Raw genomic sequence first — 15,423 nt, forward strand, 5'->3', positions numbered from 1 at the left:
GCGCCGGATGGGCTCGGCGGATCAGGGCGCGTAGCCGGGGTCGGCGACCGTCTCGGCGATGCGGGTCAGCCAGTGCAGGTCGTTGGCCCGGGATTCCGGACTGGCCTCGGGGTCGAGGATGCTACCGAGGAAGACGGCGATGTCGTCCAGGTGCCGTTCGCCGCGGTAGTAGCTCAGCAGGGTCTGGTCCGGTTCCAGCGGCCCGTAGCCCCGCCCGAAGAGTTCGGCGCGGTGCGCGTTGATCGGGTGATCGCCGAAGTCCTGGCTGAAGACGAACATCAGATCGCGCTCGCGCGGCGCGAGGATCGGCGCATCCCAGTCCACGACGTGCAGTGGTCCGTCGCCGTCGGCGATCAGGTTGCCGGGGTGGATGTCGGCGTGGCAGACGACGTGCCGGCCTCGCGTCACGCGGGAGGCGAGGTCGTCGACCGTGTCCGACAGCCGGTGCAGCGCGGCGGCGTACCGGTCCCAGAACGCGCCGAGGATGTCGCTCGCGGCAGCCTGCCCGCCGAGGGTCCGCAGCCGCTCGCCCGCGCTCGACCGGTAGGTCTCGTGCGGCAGGACCGCGGCGATGTCGGCGCTCGGCGTGACCGCGTGCAGCCGGCCCAGGAACTCGCCGTACTCGATCCACTGGCGGTCGGTGAGGCCGCGGCCCCACCGGCTGCCGCCGTCGTGGAACGGGTAGAGCAGCAGCTGATGGTCCCCGAACGCCCGGCCGGCTCCGCCGCCGGGCAGGTCGATCGGCGCGACGACCTGCCGGACTCCCTGCGCCCGGAGGAAGCCGGGCAGCAGGACGGCCGACGGGGTGAACTCGCCGCGCCGCATCTTGAGGAAGTAGCGCCGTCCGTCGGACGTGTCCACCCGGTACGCCCACGCGTTCCCGTCGAGCCCGACCGGCATGAAGACGAGATCGGCGGCATCCACGGCCCAGGCGGCGGCCACCTCGGCCGCCAGCAGTCCTTCGTCGACGTCCGGCTTGTCGATCACGGTCGAAGCGTCGCAGGGGGCAGTCCGGCCGGCAAGGTGGTTTCGCCGGCGCCTCCGGCCCGTAGGGAAGACAGATTGGCGGATCGATCAGGAATCGAGAAGCCCGGGCACCGTGCCGTGCCTAGCATGATCGTCATGGACATCACCATCCACACGACCTTCCTGCCGCATGTCGACCCGGACGAGTCGCTGGCCTTCTACCGCGACGTCCTCGGCTTCGAGGTCCGCAACGACGTCGGCCAGGGCAAGATGCGCTGGATCACGGTCGGCCCCGTCGGCCAGCCCGACACGTCCATCCTCCTGGCGCCGCCGGCCACCGACCCCGGGGTCACCGACGACGAACGCCGCACCATCGCCGAGATGATGGCCAAGGGCACCTACGGCTGGATCCTCCTGGCCACCCGGGACCTCGACGGCACCTTCGAGAGGGTGCAGGCCAGCGACGCCGAGGTCGTCCAGGAGCCGACCGAGCAGCCGTACGGCATCCGCGACTGCGCCTTCCGCGACCCGGCGGGCAATCTGGTCCGCATCCAGGAGCTTCGCTGATCCGTCCGGTCATCCATCCGCTCGTCGAGGCCGGTGCCTCGGGCACCGAGGAAAGGACTCCCCTCATGTGTCACCCCTCGTGGGGGCGCGCACGCGCGCACGCGCAGCGCCTGAGCGACCTCACCCGGCTGCGCCGCGTCCGGGACCGGATCGACCGGGAGTACGCACAGCCGCTGAACGTCGAGGCGCTCGCCCGCGACGTGAACATGTCGGCCGGGCACCTCAGCCGCCAGTTCCGGCTGGCCTACGGCGAGTCGCCGTACTCCTATCTGATGACCCGGCGGATCGAGCGCGCGGCGGCGCTGCTGGGTCGCGGCGAGCTCAGCGTCACCGAGGTCTGTTTCGCGGTCGGCTGCCCGTCGCCGGGCATCTTCAGCAGCCGCTTCACCGAGTTGGTCGGCGTACCGCCCAGCGCCTACCGGCGCCGCGCGGCGGGCGTGGCGGGTGTGCCGATGCAGGTCAGCGGACCGGTCAGGCGTCAACCGGTCGCCGTGGCAGGCCCGGCGTGACGATCACCGCCACCCGGCAGATGGACGAAGATGGCGGGTTCGCCATGAAGCGACTGGAGGAAGCATGACGGGCGCGCCGCCGCGTGGACGTGAGGAGAGGCTGCGGGACACCCGCGCGAAACTGGAGAGCGACGTCGATCTCTGGGTCGCGACGTCGGGCTCCCCGGGCGGCGTCCACCTCATCCCGCTCTCGTACCTCTGGGACGGCACCGCGTTCCTCATCTCCACGCCGCGAGCCTCGATCACCGGCCGCAACCTGTTGGCGGACGGTCGGGTGCGACTCAGCCTCGGGCCGACCCGCGACGTCGTCATCGTCGAGGGCGTCGCCGAGCCGGTGGACATCGCCGACCTCGCCCCGGGGACGGGCGACGCGTTCGCGACCAGAACCGGTTTCGACCCGCGCGACCTCGACGAGCCGTACCAGTACTTCCTGATCCGGCCGCGCCGTATCCAGGCCTGGCGGGAGGCGAACGAGCTACGGGGACGCGACCTCATGCGCGACGGCCGCTGGCTCGACTGACCGCCAACGGCCATCCACGCCGCGCCGGAGACGTTGACGGAGATCATTCTGTTGGCTAATTTGATCATGCCGTGACATTCCGACGATTCGGGGGCTTGGGATGTCTGTCGTATCAACCTCGGGTGCGCGCACCCGTTCTACTCGCCGCAGACTTGTCGCGATGACCGCGTCGCTGGTGCTACTGGCCGCCGGTTCGACGCTGCTGGGGTCGCCGGCGTCGGCGGCCGCCGGGACGAAGGTGCCTCTCCAGCCGGCGATCAGCTTCCCGAACGGGGACAGCGTCGCCGGTGGTGGCCAGATTGCCGTCAGGTTCGACGCGAACGGTGACACCACGGTGACCGGTTTCCGGTACAGCATCGATGACACCGAACTGGACAGCCAGGTTTCGGTGGCCGCGGACGGTACGGCCAGTGTGACGCCCAGCCTCTACGGCAGTCAGCAGTTGCAGCTCGACAGCCAGGAGACGTGGTTTGACCTGTACCTGTTCCCGGCCGGAAGCTGATGACCGGCATCCATCACGACGAGACGGGTTCGATGGCCCCGGCGCTGAGTGCCGGGGCCATCGTCGCGCCATCCCGCCTCAGCGGTTTCCGGGTCTGCCTCATCGGCGGGGCCTTCTTCGCGTCGTTGCTGGCGGTCCTCCAGCCGATCACCCGCTACGAGGACTGTCCCAACTACGGCGGCAACGGCAACGCGAGCGCGTTCGCGAACCCCGCCTGGGACTTCTATCTGACGCTCCTGCTGTCCGGCTGGGTGGTCCTGGTCGTTCTGAAGCAGACGCTGTCGGCAACCCGGCGGGGCCGTGGCGGCACCGCCTTCGCGCTCCGGGCGACCGCCGCGATCACGGTGTCGGTGACCGCCGCGTGCGGCCTCTTCGTCAACGTGGCGGTGCTGTGCCACTGACGGTTCAGCCCAGCCGGCCGAGGAACTTCTGGGAACGCCGTACCACCAGCGTTGTGGCGTCCGCGTCGTAGGACGGCAGGGAGCTGTCGGTGAACAGGTGTGCCTCACCCGGGTAGACGAACAGCTCGCCCCGCTCGGGCCCGACGATCCCGACCAGCTCGCGGGCGGAGTCGATGTCGCCCTCCAGGGCGAAGAAGGGGTCCCGGTCCATGCCGTGGATCTGCACCGGGACCCCCTCGGGCCACGGGCCGACGGCCCATTCGCCGGTGACCGGCAGGCAGGACTCGTAGAGCAGGGCGCCGCGGGCGCCGGGCCGGGTCTGGGCGAGCCGCTGCGCGATGGCGGCACCCCAGGAGAAGCCGGCGTAGACCAGCTCCTTGGGCAGGTCGGCCACCACGCGGTCGGCGCGCTCGTCGAGGACCTCGCCACCGATGCGCTTGGTCAGCGCGGCGCCCTCGTCGAGGGTCGCCGGCCGCTCGCCGTCGAACAGGTCGGGGGTGTGCACGGTGTGTCCGCCGGCGCGGAGCTGGTCGGCGAAGGCGCGTACGCCGTCGGTGAGCCCCTGCAGGTGATGGAAGAGGACGATGTCGGCCATCTCTAGACTCCTGTCAAACGAACCAGAGCGATCGAATGATCCAGAATTCTAGAACGGTCGAGAAATGTCGGTCAATCAGCAGATCCCGGATTACGACCTCGACGAGATGCTCGTGGTCACCGCGCCCGAACAGCTGCGGGCGCTGGCCGACCCGCTTCGCGCCACCCTCCTGGAGCTGCTCCTGGAGCGGGCCGCCACGGTCAACGAGATGGCGCGGGCGGTCGACCGTCCGAAGAGCAGCGTGGCCTACCACGTGAACCTGCTGGTCGACGCCGGCCTGCTCCGGGTGGTGCGGACCCGGCGGGTCCGGGCGATCGAGGAGCGGTTCTACGGCCGGGTCGCCCGCACCTTCTACGTCGGCGTGCTCAACCGGCCCGAGGACAAGCAGGTCGTGGCGCGTATCAACGGCCTCGCCGAGGCGGCCGCCGAGGCCGGCCCGGCCCATGCCGCGGACGACCTGCGGTGCACGCTCGTCCACGCGCGCATCCCGATCGAGGAGGTGCGGGCGTTCTGGGCGGAGGTCCAGGCGCTCGCCCGCCGCTTCGCCCAGATCCCCCGGTCCGGGGACCAGGTGTACGGCTTCGTCGCCGGCCTCTACCCCACCGACGCGCCCACCCTCCCGGACACCGAGCAGGACCCGGCCGACCGGCCCGACCGGGAGGCCGGTCAGTAGCGGACGGCCGCGTCGGCCAGCACCTCGCGCAGCGCGTGGGAGGTCTGCCGGACGATCCCCGGGTTGGTGTCCCAGTAGTAGGGCAGCGCGATGACCGCCTGGAGCAGCGCCCAGCCCCGGCCGCGCAGCCAGGAGGCGTCGTCCACCTCCAGCTCGGCGCGGAACCGGGCGCGGCTGCGGCCGGTGAAGACGTTCCACGCCGGCTGGAGGTCGCAGGCCGGGTCGCCGACGTTGAGCCCACCGAAGTCGATGACCGCGGAGAGTCGGCCGTCGACCACCAGCAGGTTGCCGGGCAGCAGGTCGCCGTGCAGCCAGAGCCCGGGCCCGTCCCAGGCGGGCGCGTCCAGCGACTCCTGCCAGGCGCGCAGCACCGCGCCGCCGTCGACCCGGTCACCGAGCCGGCGTACCGCGTTGCGGACCCCGTCGTCCAGCTCGGCCAGGTCGGCGCCCCGGGCGCGCGGCGGCCGGGGGTACGCGCCGGCGGTGTCGATCCGCCGCAGCGCGGCCACGAAGGCGGCCAGGTCGACCGCCGCCCGGTCCAGGTCGTCGAGACCGGTGTTGGCGTTCTCGCCCGGCAGCCACTCACAGACCGACCAGTCGAAGGGGTAACCCTCGGCGGGGCGGCCCATGGCCACCGGCACGGGCAGGGCGAGCGGCAGGTGCGGGGCGAGCCGGGGCAGCCATTCGGCCTCCCGGGCCGCCTGCTGCGCGGCCCAGCCGATCCGGGGCAGCCGCACCGCCAGGTCGTCGCCGAGCCGGTAGATGTCGTGGTCCGTGCCGTACGAGGGAACGAGGCGGAGCGGCCGGTCGGCCCAGTGCGGGAACTGCCCGGCGAGTAGCCGGCGGACCAGGTGGACGTCGGTCTGGACCTCGTCGGCGTGCATCTTCATCCGGCTCACGGCGACCATCCTGGATCGCCCCGGCGCGGGCCGCAAACGAGTTCAGTCCGCCCGGCGGCGCCAGGTCAGCGTCATGCCGAGGATCACCAGGCCGGCCGGCAGGGCCGCCACCAGCAGTCCCCGCCACCGGGCCAGCCGCAGGCGCAGGGCGAGCCGGCGGTCCGGTTCCCGGGTCACCGCGTACTGCTGGCCGGGGGCGTCCGGGTCGAGGCGGCAGGTGAGGCGGTAGCTGCCGGCGGCCGGGACGGCGAAGGTCGACGCCCAGGTCCAGGCCGTGTCGTCGGTGGCCACCTCGGTCCACTCGACCACGTGCCCGGGCTCGCCCACCGGCACCGGCCGCCCGTCCGGGCCGGTCACCCGGCACCGGTCGCGGTCGGGGGCGCTGGTCGGCCGGGTGGCCCAGACGGCGTACCGCCCGGGGTCGAGGTCGACGGTGAGGTCGTCGTAGCGGGGGCCGGCGAGGCGGAGCGGGAGGGGCGTGGGCTCGGCGACCGGCGAGAGGGCCCGTTGGACGGCCGGCACGGCGGTCAGCAGGCCCAGGCAGCCGACCAGCACGAGGACGCCGGCCACCGCCAGCGCCAGCCGCCTGCCCATGGGGGCAGGGTAGTGCCGGGCCGGTGCCCCCGGCAGGCTAGCGTCGGGTGCGTGAGCACCGGATCCCCGCGCGTCCTGCCGGCCGAGAGCGGCATCGCCGAGGCCGCCGCCGTCCTGCGCGCCGGCGGGCTGGTCGCCTTCCCCACCGAGACGGTCTACGGCCTGGGCGCGAACGCCCTCGACGCCGAGGCGGCGGCCCGGATCTTCGAGGCGAAGGCCCGTCCCAGCTTCGACCCGCTGATCAGCCACCTGGCCGACGCCGCCGACCTGCCCGGTCTGATCGGTGCGGTGCCGCCGGCCGTGGCCGCGCTGGTGGAGCGCTTCTGGCCCGGCCCGCTCACCCTGATCGTGGACCGGCCGGCGGTGATCCCGCCGATCGTCACGTCCGGCCTGGACACCATGGCCGTGCGGGTGCCCGACGAGCCGTCGGCTCGGGCGTTGATCGCCGCCGCCGGGGTGCCCGTGGCCGCGCCCAGCGCCAACCGGTTCGGGCAGCTCAGCCCCACCCGAGCCGAGCACGTGGTGGCCGGGCTGGGCGCCGCCGTGGACGTGGTGCTCGACGGCGGGCCGACCCGGTGCGGGATCGAGTCGACCATCGTGGACGCGCGGGGCGAGCGGCCGGTGGTGCTGCGGCTGGGTGCGCTGCCGGTGGAGGCGCTGGTCGAGGCGGTCGGCCCGGTGGAGGTACGCCAGGGCAGCTCGGGTCAGCCGGTCGCGCCCGGGACGCTGGCCGCGCACTACGCCCCGCGTACCCCGTTGCGGTTGGGCGCGGCGGCCGAGGGGGACGGCGGCCGGCGGGGGTTCCTGGCCTTCCGGGAGCCGCCGGCCGGGGGTGACTGGGCGGCGGTGGAGGTGCTGTCGCCCGAGGGCGACCTGACGGCGGCGGCCGCGCGGCTCTTCGACGCCCTGCACCGGCTCGACGCGACCGGGGTGACCGAGATCGTGGCCGAGCCGGTTCCCGAGGTCGGCGTGGGCCGGGCGATCAACGACCGGCTGCGGCGGGCCGCCGCCACCTGGCACTGACCCGTCAGAGGGCCAGTTCGCCGACCACCTGGTCACCGCTGCGCTCGCCGGTGATCCGGAAGCCGAGGCGCTGGTAGAAGCGTTCCGGGCCGTGCGGGCCGGGCGCCCAGGTGACGAACAGCCGGTCGCTGCCCCGGCGGCGCAACTCGTCGGCGACCGCCGCCACAGCGAACCGCCCGTAGCCCCGGCCCTGCTGGTCCGCGGCGATGTTCAGCCGCCACAGGCCGGAGCGGACGTCGGTCGGGTCCTGACCCCACCGCACGTCGAGGAAGCCCATCAGGAAGCCCACCGGCCGGTCGTCGTCGACGATCAACCGGGGCCAGGCGACCGCCGGCTGGGCGTACGCCTCGGCGAGTGACCGGGCGACCGGGGCGACCAGCCCCTCCTGGTCGGGACGGACGGCGATCGCGCAGGCGGCCAGGACGTTGTCCGGGGTGATCTGCTCCAGGCGGGGTGACGGCACGGGCCGACCCTAACCGCCGGACCGCACCGGCCTCGACCGGTTTCAGGTCAGCTCGGCGGCGACGCGGTCGACGTCGCCGCTGAGCGCGTCGTAGCCGTCGGCGGTGAGCTTGCCGCCCCGGAGCAGCTCGCTCAGCTTGTCGCGGAGCTTCTTGATCTGCTCCTGCGCCTGCTCGGTGTCCCCCTCGGCGGTCTCCTTGGCGATCGCGTCGGTCTTGGCGTGCAGGTCCTTGGCCGCGTCCGGGTTCAGCTGCCCCGCCTCCACCTGCTCCTGGATCGACAGCCGCAGGGCCACGATCGGGTCCCGGGGCCGGGTGGGGCTCGGCGTCGCGGAGGTGAGCCGGGGGCTGGGCTTCGGTGTGGCGGCCGGGGACCGGGTCGCCGGTGCGAGTGTCGGCGGCGGCGTGCTCGGGGCCACCGTGACCGGCACGACGGGCGCGCTCGGCGCGGCCGCGGTGGTGGCGGACGGGACGGCCGCCCGGGTCGGCCCGGTGGGCGCCGTCCCGCCGTCCCGGTCGAGCAGCGTGACGCTGGCGAGGGCGAGCAGCGCGAGACCGACCAGGCCGGCCGCCACCAGCAGCCGGCCGCGTCGGGGCCGTCCCGGCTGGTCGCCCGGGTTCGTCGCCGGTGCGGCCGGCCCGGGTGCGGGCGGCGGCGCGGCCGGCAGCTCGGGCCCGGCCGGCGCGGCGTCGACCGCGACGACCGCGAGCGGCGTGCCGGCGCGGGGCAGCAGGGCCGCGAGGCGCTCCCGGACCACCGCGGCGTCGGTGGGCCGGTCGGCCGGGTCCTTCGCCAGCAGCTCGGACACCAGGGCGTCGAGTTCGACGGGTACGTCCGGCCGACGGTCCCGCAGCGGCGGGGGTGGCTCGTTGACGTGCTGGTGCAGCACGCTGAGCGGGTCACCCGCGAACGGCGGGGCGCCGGCGAGCATCGCGTAGAGGGTGCAACCCAGGCCGTACAGGTCGGTGCGGGGGTCCACCGGACCGCCGAGTGCCTGCTCCGGCGACATGTACGAGCTGGTCCCGAGCTTGGTCGCCGGGCCGGTGAGGGTGTTCTGCCCGGCCAGCCGCGGCAGCCGGGCGATGCCGAAGTCGCAGATCTTCACGGTGCCGGCCGGGGTGACGATGAGATTGCCCGGCTTGATGTCCCGGTGCACCACCCCGGCGGCGTGCGCGGCCGCGATTCCGTCGCAGGTCTGCACGGCGATCGACAGCGCCTGGTCGACCGGCAGCGGGCCCGCGGCGACCAGGTCGCCGACCGTCCGACCCTCCACCAGCTCCATGACCAGGTAGGAGTGGTTCTCCTCGGTGCCGAAGTCGTAGACGCCGACGATGTGCGGGTGGCTCAGCCGGGCCGCCGTGCGGGCCTCGCGGTCGAACCGTTCCGCGGCCATCGGCTCCCGCACGCCGGCCGCCGTGAGCACCTTGATCGCGACCGGCCGGTCCAGCCGCAGGTCCCGGCCCCGCCACACCTCACCCATGCCGCCGCTGCCCAGCAGCTCCTCGGACTGGTACCGGCCACTCAGCAGACGTCGCGACACGACGTCACCTTTTCCAGCCGGGCCCGATCCCACACCGGCCGCGGGTGACGGGAGCGGGCGCTGCTCGTCGTGGACCATCCACACAAGGTAGTCAATCCATCGCGCAGCGCCCGTACCGACGGGCCGGCCGGCGCGCTGCCGGCCGGCCTCGGATCACGTCTGCTGCTGCGTCACGTCCAGGTTGAGGTACCGCGGTTCGCCGCTGGCGAGTTGGCGGATGCGCTCGGCGTACTCGCCGGTCTGCGGGCGGCCGCTGTGCGCCATGGCCTGCTCGTAGCTGTCGAACTCGGCGACGATGACGAAATGGCCGGGCCGCTCCCGGTCCTCGGCGAAGGTCACCCGGGCGGGCCCGGGGGACGGGTGCTCGCGCGTCCACTCCTCGCTGAGTCGGCGCACCTCGTCGGGGCGGTCCGTCTGGTACTCGACGACCTGCACGAATGGCATGTCCATCACCTCCACCGGCGGTGTTCCCACCGGTCCGCCGTCCATGTCGGCGGCATGGCCCCGGCCGCCGGGGGTAGGAGGTACGGGTAACAACCCCCCGAAAGTGAGGTGTCATGCCAATGCCGACCGCACGCGAGATCATGACCAGCGACGTGAGCTGTGTCCGGGAGCAGGACGACCTCCGGACCGCCGCCCGGCGGATGGCCGAGCTCGGGGTGGGCTCTTTGCCCATCTGCGGCGCCGACAACCGCCTCAAGGGCATGGTGACCGACCGGGACATTGTGGTGAAGGTGCTGGCCCAGGGGAAGGACCCGGCCGACGTGACCGCCGGTGAACTGGCCCAGGGCGAGGCCGTGACCATCGGCGCGGACGACGACGCGGCCGAGATCCTGCGGACCATGGGCCAGCACAAGGTACGCCGACTGCCGGTGATCGACGGGCACGACCTCGTCGGCATCGTGGCCGTCGCCGACGTGGCCCGCTCGCTGCCGGAACGCCCGGTGGGCGACCTCATCGAGGCGATCTCCGAGCGCTCCTGACCGTAGCCGCCGACCGTTCGCCGCCCCTCCGGCCCGCGCCGGGGAGGGCGGCGAGCCGCGTCAGGAGGTCAGCACCCCAGTACCTCAGGCGTCATGCTCCTCGCCGTGCCCCTGGTCAGTTTCCCCATGCGGGTGGGGGTCGCGCTGTGGGAGGCGGTCGACCAGCCGGGTCAGCGCGCCGTTGGCGAAGGTGGCGCCGAGCGCCGAGCCGGCGGCGATGGTCCAGCCCACCGGGCCGAGCGGGGTGCAGCCGAAGAACTGGCTGACCCCGGGCGTCTGCACCACGGCGACCAGGACGCCGATCGAGGCGGCGGTGGAGGCCAGCACGGTGGGGCTGGTGCCGCCGGCCAGCACGGTCTGGCCGAGCTGGGTGCCGACCAGCGAAGCGAGCGCGACCGTGCCCGCCCGGCGCTCCCGGCCGGTCCACCGGGCGAGCGTCCAGCCGGCGGTCGCGCCCAGTGTGGTGGCGCCGGCCCGGAGCGCGATCTCCCGGGTCAGCGTCTCGCCGAGCGAGGTGTCCGGTCCCTCCCGCAGCAGGTGGTCGGCCCCGTCCGAGGCGGGCGGGCGGACCGCGATGGCCAGCGCCGGTACCAGGTCGGTGAGCAGGTTGACCAGGAGCAGTTGCCGGCCGGTGAGCGCCGACCGGCCGGTGCTGGCGGCGGTCAGCACGCTGAACGCGATCTCGCCCAGGTTGCCGCCGACCAGGATGCTCAGCGCGTGGCGGACCGACGACCACATGGCCCGCCCCTCCACGAGGGTCGCGATGATGGTCTCCAGCCGGTCGTCGGTGACCACCAGGTCGGCGGCGGCGCGGGCCGCCGGGGTCCCGCGCTGGCCGAGTGCGATGCCCACGTCGGCGAGCCGGATGGCCGGCGCGTCGTTGGCGCCGTCGCCGGTCATCGCCACCGTCCGCCCCCGGCGTTGCAGCGCCTGGATGATCCGCACCTTGTGCGCCGGGGTGCAGCGGGCCACCACGTCGGTGGCCATGAGCCGTTCCGCGAGGGCCTCGTCGTCGAGCCGGTCCAGCTCGGTGGCGGTGACCACCTGCTGCTCCCCGTGATCGGGGCTGATGGTGGCGGCGATCGCCTCGGCGGTGGCCGGGTGGTCTCCGGTGATCATGATGGTGTGCACGCCGGCCTGCCGGATCCGCCGCACTGCCGGCGCGGCGCTCTCCCGCACCCCGTCGGCGAGGGCCAGGAAGCCGACGAAGACCAGCCCGTCGACCTGCTCGTCGGTCACCGACTCGGCGCCCACCGGGCACTCGGCCACGGCCAGGATGCGGTGCCCGGCCCCGGCCCGCTCGGCGAGCATCGCGTGCAGCGCGTCCCGGCCGGCCGGATCCAGCGGCGTGTCGCCCTGCGCGGTGCGCCGCGCCGCGCAGCGCGGCAGCACCGACTCGGGCGCGCCCTTGACGCTGAGCAGCAGCCCGTCGGCGGTCCGCCCGACCGTGGCGTGGTAGCCCCGGGACGGCTCGAACGGCAGCCCGCCCACCGCCGTCCAGTCCGGTGCGCCGGTCCACTCCACCACGCCGGCGGTGCCCGCGCCGCCGCGTACCGCCCGGTCGGTCTGGTGGGGCGGCTCGTCCGGGTCGGCCGCCGCGGGGGTGGCCCGCAGCGCCGCGGCCAGGGTGAGCCGGAGCGGCTCGTCCAGCCGGTCCGGCGGGGCGTACCGGTCGTCGCCGCCGCCCACCCCGGCCAACAGCAGCTTCCCCTCGGTGAGGGTGCCGGTCTTGTCGAAGCAGAGCACGTCGACCCGGCCCAGCGCCTCGATGGTCCGCGGGTTGCGGACCAGCGCGCCGTGCTCGGCCAGCCGCCGCGCCGCCGCCAGCTGCGCGGCACTGACCAGGAACGGCAGCCCCTCCGGCACCGAGGCCACGGCCAGGTTCGCGGCGGTCGCCGCCGTCTCCGCCAGGGGTACGCCCCGGAGCAACCCCGCCCCGGCCACCGCGATCGCCGAGCCGGCGGCCAGCGGCACGGCGGCGCTGGTCAGCTTCCCGAGCCGGTTCTCCACCCCGCTGGCCGGGGGCGCCTCCCGGGCCAGGGCGAGGCTCCGCCCCGCCTCGGTCTCCTGGCCGGTGGCCACCACCACGGCGGTGCCGTGGCCGGCGGCGACCGTGGTGGCCTCGTAGAGCATCGAGTGCCGCTCGGCTACCGCCGCGGCCACCACCGGCTCGGCGGTCTTGCCCACCGGCAGCGACTCACCCGTCAGCGACGACTCGTCGGCCTCCAGCCCGTCGCTGGTCAGCACCCGGCAGTCGGCCGGGATGGCGTCCCCGGGCCCCACCGCGACCACGTCGCCGGCCACCAGTTCCTCCGCGGCCACCACCTGCTCCGCGCCGTCGCGCAGCACCCGGGCGGTCACCGCCGAACGGGACAGCAGCTCGGCCAGCGAGCGCTCGGTGTTGTGCTGGTGCACCGCGCCGATCAGCGCCGAGCCACCCACCACCCCGCCGACCAGCGCGGCGTCGACCAGCGAGCCGAACGTGGCGGAGAGCACCGCCCCGGCGGCGAGCACGGGGGTGAGCGGGTTCGACAGCTCGTCGACGAACGCCCGGAGCAGCCCGGGTGGTCCGTGCCCGTCCCCGGTCACGGCACGCCGGCGGCGGGCCGCCTCCTCGCCGGTCAACCCCTCGGCATGCGTGCCGAGCTGGTCGAGGACGATCTCCACCGGCATCAGGTGCCAGGCGGTGAGCGCGGGCGCTGGCGTACGGGTCCGGTCGGGCAGCCGCCGGGCCCGCCAGACGCCGTGCGCGAAGGCGAGGGCGGCGGCCCCGTTCACCGCGGCGAGCGTCCGGCCGGGCAGCCGCTCCCGCTCAGCCGTGAACGCGCCGAGCGCTCCCAGCCCCGTGCCGGCCATCGAGATCCGGATGTTCTGCCCGGTCATCCGCCGGGCCACCCCGGTCGCGTCGATGAGCAGGGCGGGAATCCGCAGGTCGTCGCCGACCAGCAGGTGCGCGCCCCAGGGCGGCAGGTCCTCCGGGGCGGAGACCCCCAGCCCGCAGTCGGCGGCGCCGAGCGCGGCCCGGTCACCGGAGACCACCATCACCACCGCGCCCTCGCGTTGCAGGTCACGGACCGAGTCGGCGAGCCGGGGACCCCCGGGCACGAGGGCGTCGGCGAAGTCGTACCGGCTGTCGTCGTCCCCGGCTACCACGAGCCGCAGGCCGGCGTGGCGGGCGGCGGTCGCCAGGGCGTCCACCCCGGGGACGGGCTCCGGCTCGACCCGCAGCACGGCGGCGAGCCGGCCGCCCTCGGCCAGCCCGAGCAGCCGGCCGCCGTCCGCGCGCAGCCTCGCGCTGTCCGGGGTGTCCCCGGGGTCCGTCACGTCCATGCGGTCCAGCGGGCCGAGCCGCCAGCCGTCGGCGTTGCGGACGGCGTCCGGGGCGGCCGGGTCGAACAGGGCGAACGACCGGGCGGCCACCTGGCCGGTGTCCGTACCGGGCAGCGGCGCCAGGTCGGCCAGCACGCCCCGGTCGGAGCCGAGCACCGCGGCGTCCAGCAGCACGGTGTCGATCCGGTCCAGCTCGCGCAGCACGCTGCGGTCCATGGCGATCACGCCGCGCCGGGCGAGCATCCGGCCGAGCTGGGCGGCGTACCCCTCGCGGCCGCTGCCCGGGGCCTTGGGCAGCGACGACAGGGCCAGCGCGGCGGCCCGCTTCCCGCCGGCCACCGGCAGCGCGGCCGCCCCGGCCGCCGCACCCGCGGCCAGCATCCGGCTCACGTAGCGCTCGGCCGGACCGTCCGGGACCGGGCAGGGCCGCTCGCCGTCCGGCACCCGGGCGACCGCCCGGTCCGGGTCGCCGGTCAGCCTCGGCTCGGCCTTCGCCCAGGCGGCGAGCTGGGCCCGCGCCTCACCCCACTGCACGACCCGCTGCGCGCCGTCGAGCACGATGCCCGCCCAGCCGCCGGTGAGCCCCTGGACCACCGCCTCGGCGAGCGGGAAGAGCAGGTCGGCGCGGGGGTCGGCGCGCAGGCCCCGGTCGGCGAGCGCGTGCAGCTTCGGGTGCAGGTCGACCGCGGCGAGGAAGCCGGCCACCTCGCCGGGGACCGGGGCGAACGGGAGGATCCGGGTGGCCGCCGAGATGGTCAGGCCGAGCGCGTCCGAGGCCAGCGCGCCCAGGGTGCGGGGCGTGCGCGGCCCCTCCTCGGGCGGATGCGGCGGCGGGACCTCCGGGTCCGGCTCGTGCGGGCACACCCGCTCGGTCCGCGCCACGGTGGCGATCAGGTCGCGCAGCTTCGGCTTCGGCTCCTCGACCGCCACGACCACCCGGCCGGACGGTGCGTTGACCCGGGCCCAGGCCACCCCGGGCAGCGCCTCCAGCGCCGCCTCGACCTGCCGGGCCAGCCGGTCGCCGCCGTCCTGGCAGACGCCGTGCACCTCGATGTGGTGCCGGCCGTCGCGGGACCAGACCCGGCGTCGGGTCAGCCCGGCGAGCCGGGCCAGCCGGGTCGCGGCCGCGCCCACGCTTCCCGCCGCCTCGGCGACGCTGCCCGGCACGGCGTTCCGGGCCGTGTCCGGCAGGGCGGATCCGACGGTACGGGCGGTGTCCGGCACGGCGGTGGCGACGCTGCGCGCGACCCGGGCCACGGCGTCCGGCACGGCGACCGGCGACAGGAGGAGGCCGGCGACGCGGCCCAGCGAGGTCATCGAGGCGTACGGCCGGGCTGCCGGCCCCGCTTTCCGGTGGTCCCGCCGTCGCTTGACGGCTTCAGGCCGGGACGTGCCGAGCTGAAGTCGTCGTAGCCGTACGCCATCTCGCCTCCCGCGGCCTCGTCCCGGGGGCCCGACTTCCCGGCGCGGCGTCCGTTATGCCCCTCGGGCGGGGGAAGTTTCCGCACTGCCCGGGGCATGGACGGGCAGGCCGGTGGAATGCCGCTCGGACAGCGATGTCGTCGTCGGAACCGGGGAGGCGCCAGTGAGCACGCTGACACGAAACCTCAGCGGGTCGCGGGAGATGATGAGGACGTACTGCCGGCGGGTGGAGATCCCGGTGCTGGGCGAGGTGGCGGTGCCCCCGCCGGACAAGCTGACCTACTACGCGGGGCTGGGCGTGCTGGCCGCGCTCCAGGTCATCGAGTGGCCGCTGGCCCTGGTGATCACCGCCGGGCACCTCCTGGCCGACCAGCACTACTCGGGCCTGGTGAAGGGCGTGGGCGAGGCGCTGGAGTCGGCCTGACGAGACGGGGCTC

General features: G+C 74.8%; 17 protein-coding genes. 9 read left to right on the forward strand and 8 right to left on the reverse strand.

Annotation, left to right across the window (positions count from 1 at the left end; all coding sequences use genetic code 11):
* Positions 1–21: 21 nt before the first annotated feature.
* On the reverse strand, positions 22–987 hold the full coding sequence (locus IEY96_RS26420; protein WP_189197506.1) for a phosphotransferase enzyme family protein: 966 nt from the start codon (positions 985–987) through the stop codon (positions 22–24).
* A gap of 135 nt (positions 988–1,122) precedes the next feature.
* Between IEY96_RS26420 and IEY96_RS26425 the strand changes: the two genes are divergently transcribed.
* The 5 genes from IEY96_RS26425 (at position 1,123) to IEY96_RS26445 (ending at position 3,465) form a co-directional block, all read left to right on the forward strand.
* On the forward strand, positions 1,123–1,533 hold the full coding sequence (locus IEY96_RS26425) for a VOC family protein (protein WP_189197507.1): 411 nt from the start codon (positions 1,123–1,125) through the stop codon (positions 1,531–1,533).
* Positions 1,534–1,598: 65 nt separating this feature from the next.
* A complete protein-coding gene (locus tag IEY96_RS26430; RefSeq protein ID WP_189197508.1) occupies positions 1,599–2,042 on the forward strand; it encodes a helix-turn-helix transcriptional regulator in 444 nt (147 codons plus the stop codon).
* A 64-nt stretch (positions 2,043–2,106) separates the two neighbouring features.
* Positions 2,107–2,562 (forward strand): pyridoxamine 5'-phosphate oxidase family protein, encoded by a 456-nt coding sequence (locus IEY96_RS26435; RefSeq protein ID WP_189197509.1) that lies wholly within the window; start codon positions 2,107–2,109, stop codon positions 2,560–2,562.
* 160 nt (positions 2,563–2,722) lie between these two features.
* Positions 2,723–3,064 (forward strand): hypothetical protein, encoded by a 342-nt coding sequence (locus IEY96_RS26440; RefSeq protein ID WP_189197510.1) that lies wholly within the window; start codon positions 2,723–2,725, stop codon positions 3,062–3,064.
* Entirely contained in the window at positions 3,064–3,465 is a 402-nt protein-coding gene (locus IEY96_RS26445) for a hypothetical protein (RefSeq protein ID WP_229791921.1), read from the forward strand. Before IEY96_RS26440 ends, IEY96_RS26445 begins: the two co-directional genes overlap by 1 nt.
* Positions 3,466–3,469: 4 nt before the next feature.
* Here IEY96_RS26445 and IEY96_RS26450 read toward each other — a convergent pair whose 3' ends face one another.
* Positions 3,470–4,060 carry a dienelactone hydrolase family protein gene (locus tag IEY96_RS26450; protein WP_189197511.1) on the reverse strand — a complete coding sequence of 197 codons (591 nt, stop codon included), beginning with the start codon at positions 4,058–4,060 and terminating at the stop codon, positions 3,470–3,472.
* A 64-nt stretch (positions 4,061–4,124) separates the two neighbouring features.
* Between IEY96_RS26450 and IEY96_RS26455 the strand changes: the two genes are divergently transcribed.
* Complete coding sequence (locus IEY96_RS26455; RefSeq protein WP_189197512.1) at positions 4,125–4,733, forward strand: winged helix-turn-helix domain-containing protein; 609 nt, start codon at positions 4,125–4,127, stop codon at positions 4,731–4,733.
* Here the strand turns inward: IEY96_RS26455 and IEY96_RS26460 are convergent.
* Together IEY96_RS26460 and IEY96_RS26465 are read right to left on the reverse strand one after the other, a co-directional pair.
* Positions 4,727–5,623: an aminoglycoside phosphotransferase family protein gene (locus IEY96_RS26460; RefSeq protein ID WP_229791927.1), complete on the reverse strand. Its 897-nt coding sequence runs from the start codon at positions 5,621–5,623 to the stop codon at positions 4,727–4,729. The two genes, IEY96_RS26455 and IEY96_RS26460, sit on opposite strands and share 7 nt — an antisense overlap.
* A 51-nt stretch (positions 5,624–5,674) precedes the next feature.
* Positions 5,675–6,226, reverse strand: a complete 552-nt coding sequence (locus IEY96_RS26465; protein WP_189197514.1) for a hypothetical protein — start codon at positions 6,224–6,226, stop codon at positions 5,675–5,677.
* A gap of 75 nt (positions 6,227–6,301) precedes the next feature.
* Here IEY96_RS26465 and IEY96_RS26470 point away from each other — a divergent pair, with 75 nt between their 5' ends.
* Entirely contained in the window at positions 6,302–7,249 is a 948-nt protein-coding gene (locus IEY96_RS26470; protein ID WP_189197579.1) for an L-threonylcarbamoyladenylate synthase, read from the forward strand.
* Positions 7,250–7,253: 4 nt separating this feature from the next.
* On the opposite strand, the gene IEY96_RS26475 is transcribed toward IEY96_RS26470, so the two are convergent.
* The 3 genes from IEY96_RS26475 to IEY96_RS26485 form a co-directional block, all read right to left on the reverse strand.
* On the reverse strand, positions 7,254–7,712 hold the full coding sequence (locus tag IEY96_RS26475; protein WP_189197515.1) for a GNAT family N-acetyltransferase: 459 nt from the start codon (positions 7,710–7,712) through the stop codon (positions 7,254–7,256).
* A 42-nt stretch (positions 7,713–7,754) separates the two neighbouring features.
* Positions 7,755–9,251, reverse strand: a complete 1,497-nt coding sequence (locus IEY96_RS33225; RefSeq protein WP_189197516.1) for a serine/threonine-protein kinase — start codon at positions 9,249–9,251, stop codon at positions 7,755–7,757.
* Positions 9,252–9,404: 153 nt separating this feature from the next.
* On the reverse strand, positions 9,405–9,695 hold the full coding sequence (locus IEY96_RS26485; protein WP_139131901.1) for an NIPSNAP family protein: 291 nt from the start codon (positions 9,693–9,695) through the stop codon (positions 9,405–9,407).
* A gap of 119 nt (positions 9,696–9,814) precedes the next feature.
* On the opposite strand from IEY96_RS26485, the gene IEY96_RS26490 reads away from it, so the two are divergent.
* Positions 9,815–10,234 carry a CBS domain-containing protein gene (locus IEY96_RS26490; RefSeq protein WP_189197517.1) on the forward strand — a complete coding sequence of 140 codons (420 nt, stop codon included), beginning with the start codon at positions 9,815–9,817 and terminating at the stop codon, positions 10,232–10,234.
* A gap of 84 nt (positions 10,235–10,318) precedes the next feature.
* On the opposite strand, the gene IEY96_RS26495 is transcribed toward IEY96_RS26490, so the two are convergent.
* Positions 10,319–14,881, reverse strand: coding sequence for a cation-translocating P-type ATPase (locus IEY96_RS26495; RefSeq protein ID WP_189197518.1), 4,563 nt, complete (start codon positions 14,879–14,881; stop codon positions 10,319–10,321).
* Between the two features lie 307 nt (positions 14,882–15,188).
* On the opposite strand from IEY96_RS26495, the gene IEY96_RS26500 reads away from it, so the two are divergent.
* Positions 15,189–15,410, forward strand: a complete 222-nt coding sequence (locus IEY96_RS26500) for a hypothetical protein (RefSeq protein ID WP_308429952.1) — start codon at positions 15,189–15,191, stop codon at positions 15,408–15,410.
* The last annotated feature ends 13 nt before the right edge of the window (positions 15,411–15,423 follow it).

This window comes from Micromonospora fulviviridis (assembly GCF_014648395.1).
In the GTDB taxonomy this organism is placed as follows: Bacteria; Actinomycetota; Actinomycetes; order Mycobacteriales; family Micromonosporaceae; genus Micromonospora; species Micromonospora fulviviridis.

Bases quoted from the DNA above. Each gene is read 5' to 3' on its own strand.
- IEY96_RS26425 (WP_189197507.1), top strand. From the start codon at position 1,123: ATGGACATCACCATCCACACGACCTTCCTGCCGCATGTCGACCCGGAC.
- IEY96_RS26430 (WP_189197508.1), top strand. From the start codon at position 1,599: ATGTGTCACCCCTCGTGGGGGCGCGCACGCGCGCACGCGCAGCGCCTG.
- IEY96_RS26435 (WP_189197509.1), top strand. From the start codon at position 2,107: ATGACGGGCGCGCCGCCGCGTGGACGTGAGGAGAGGCTGCGGGACACC.
- IEY96_RS26440 (WP_189197510.1), top strand. From the start codon at position 2,723: ATGACCGCGTCGCTGGTGCTACTGGCCGCCGGTTCGACGCTGCTGGGG.
- IEY96_RS26445 (WP_229791921.1), top strand. From the start codon at position 3,064: ATGACCGGCATCCATCACGACGAGACGGGTTCGATGGCCCCGGCGCTG.
- IEY96_RS26450 (WP_189197511.1), bottom strand. From the start codon at position 4,060: ATGGCCGACATCGTCCTCTTCCATCACCTGCAGGGGCTCACCGACGGC.
- IEY96_RS26455 (WP_189197512.1), top strand. From the start codon at position 4,125: ATGTCGGTCAATCAGCAGATCCCGGATTACGACCTCGACGAGATGCTC.
- IEY96_RS26460 (WP_229791927.1), bottom strand. From the start codon at position 5,623: ATGAAGATGCACGCCGACGAGGTCCAGACCGACGTCCACCTGGTCCGC.
- IEY96_RS26465 (WP_189197514.1), bottom strand. From the start codon at position 6,226: ATGGGCAGGCGGCTGGCGCTGGCGGTGGCCGGCGTCCTCGTGCTGGTC.
- IEY96_RS26485 (WP_139131901.1), bottom strand. From the start codon at position 9,695: ATGCCATTCGTGCAGGTCGTCGAGTACCAGACGGACCGCCCCGACGAG.
- IEY96_RS26490 (WP_189197517.1), top strand. From the start codon at position 9,815: ATGCCGACCGCACGCGAGATCATGACCAGCGACGTGAGCTGTGTCCGG.
- IEY96_RS26495 (WP_189197518.1), bottom strand. From the start codon at position 14,881: ATGACCTCGCTGGGCCGCGTCGCCGGCCTCCTCCTGTCGCCGGTCGCC.
- IEY96_RS26500 (WP_308429952.1), top strand. From the start codon at position 15,189: ATGATGAGGACGTACTGCCGGCGGGTGGAGATCCCGGTGCTGGGCGAG.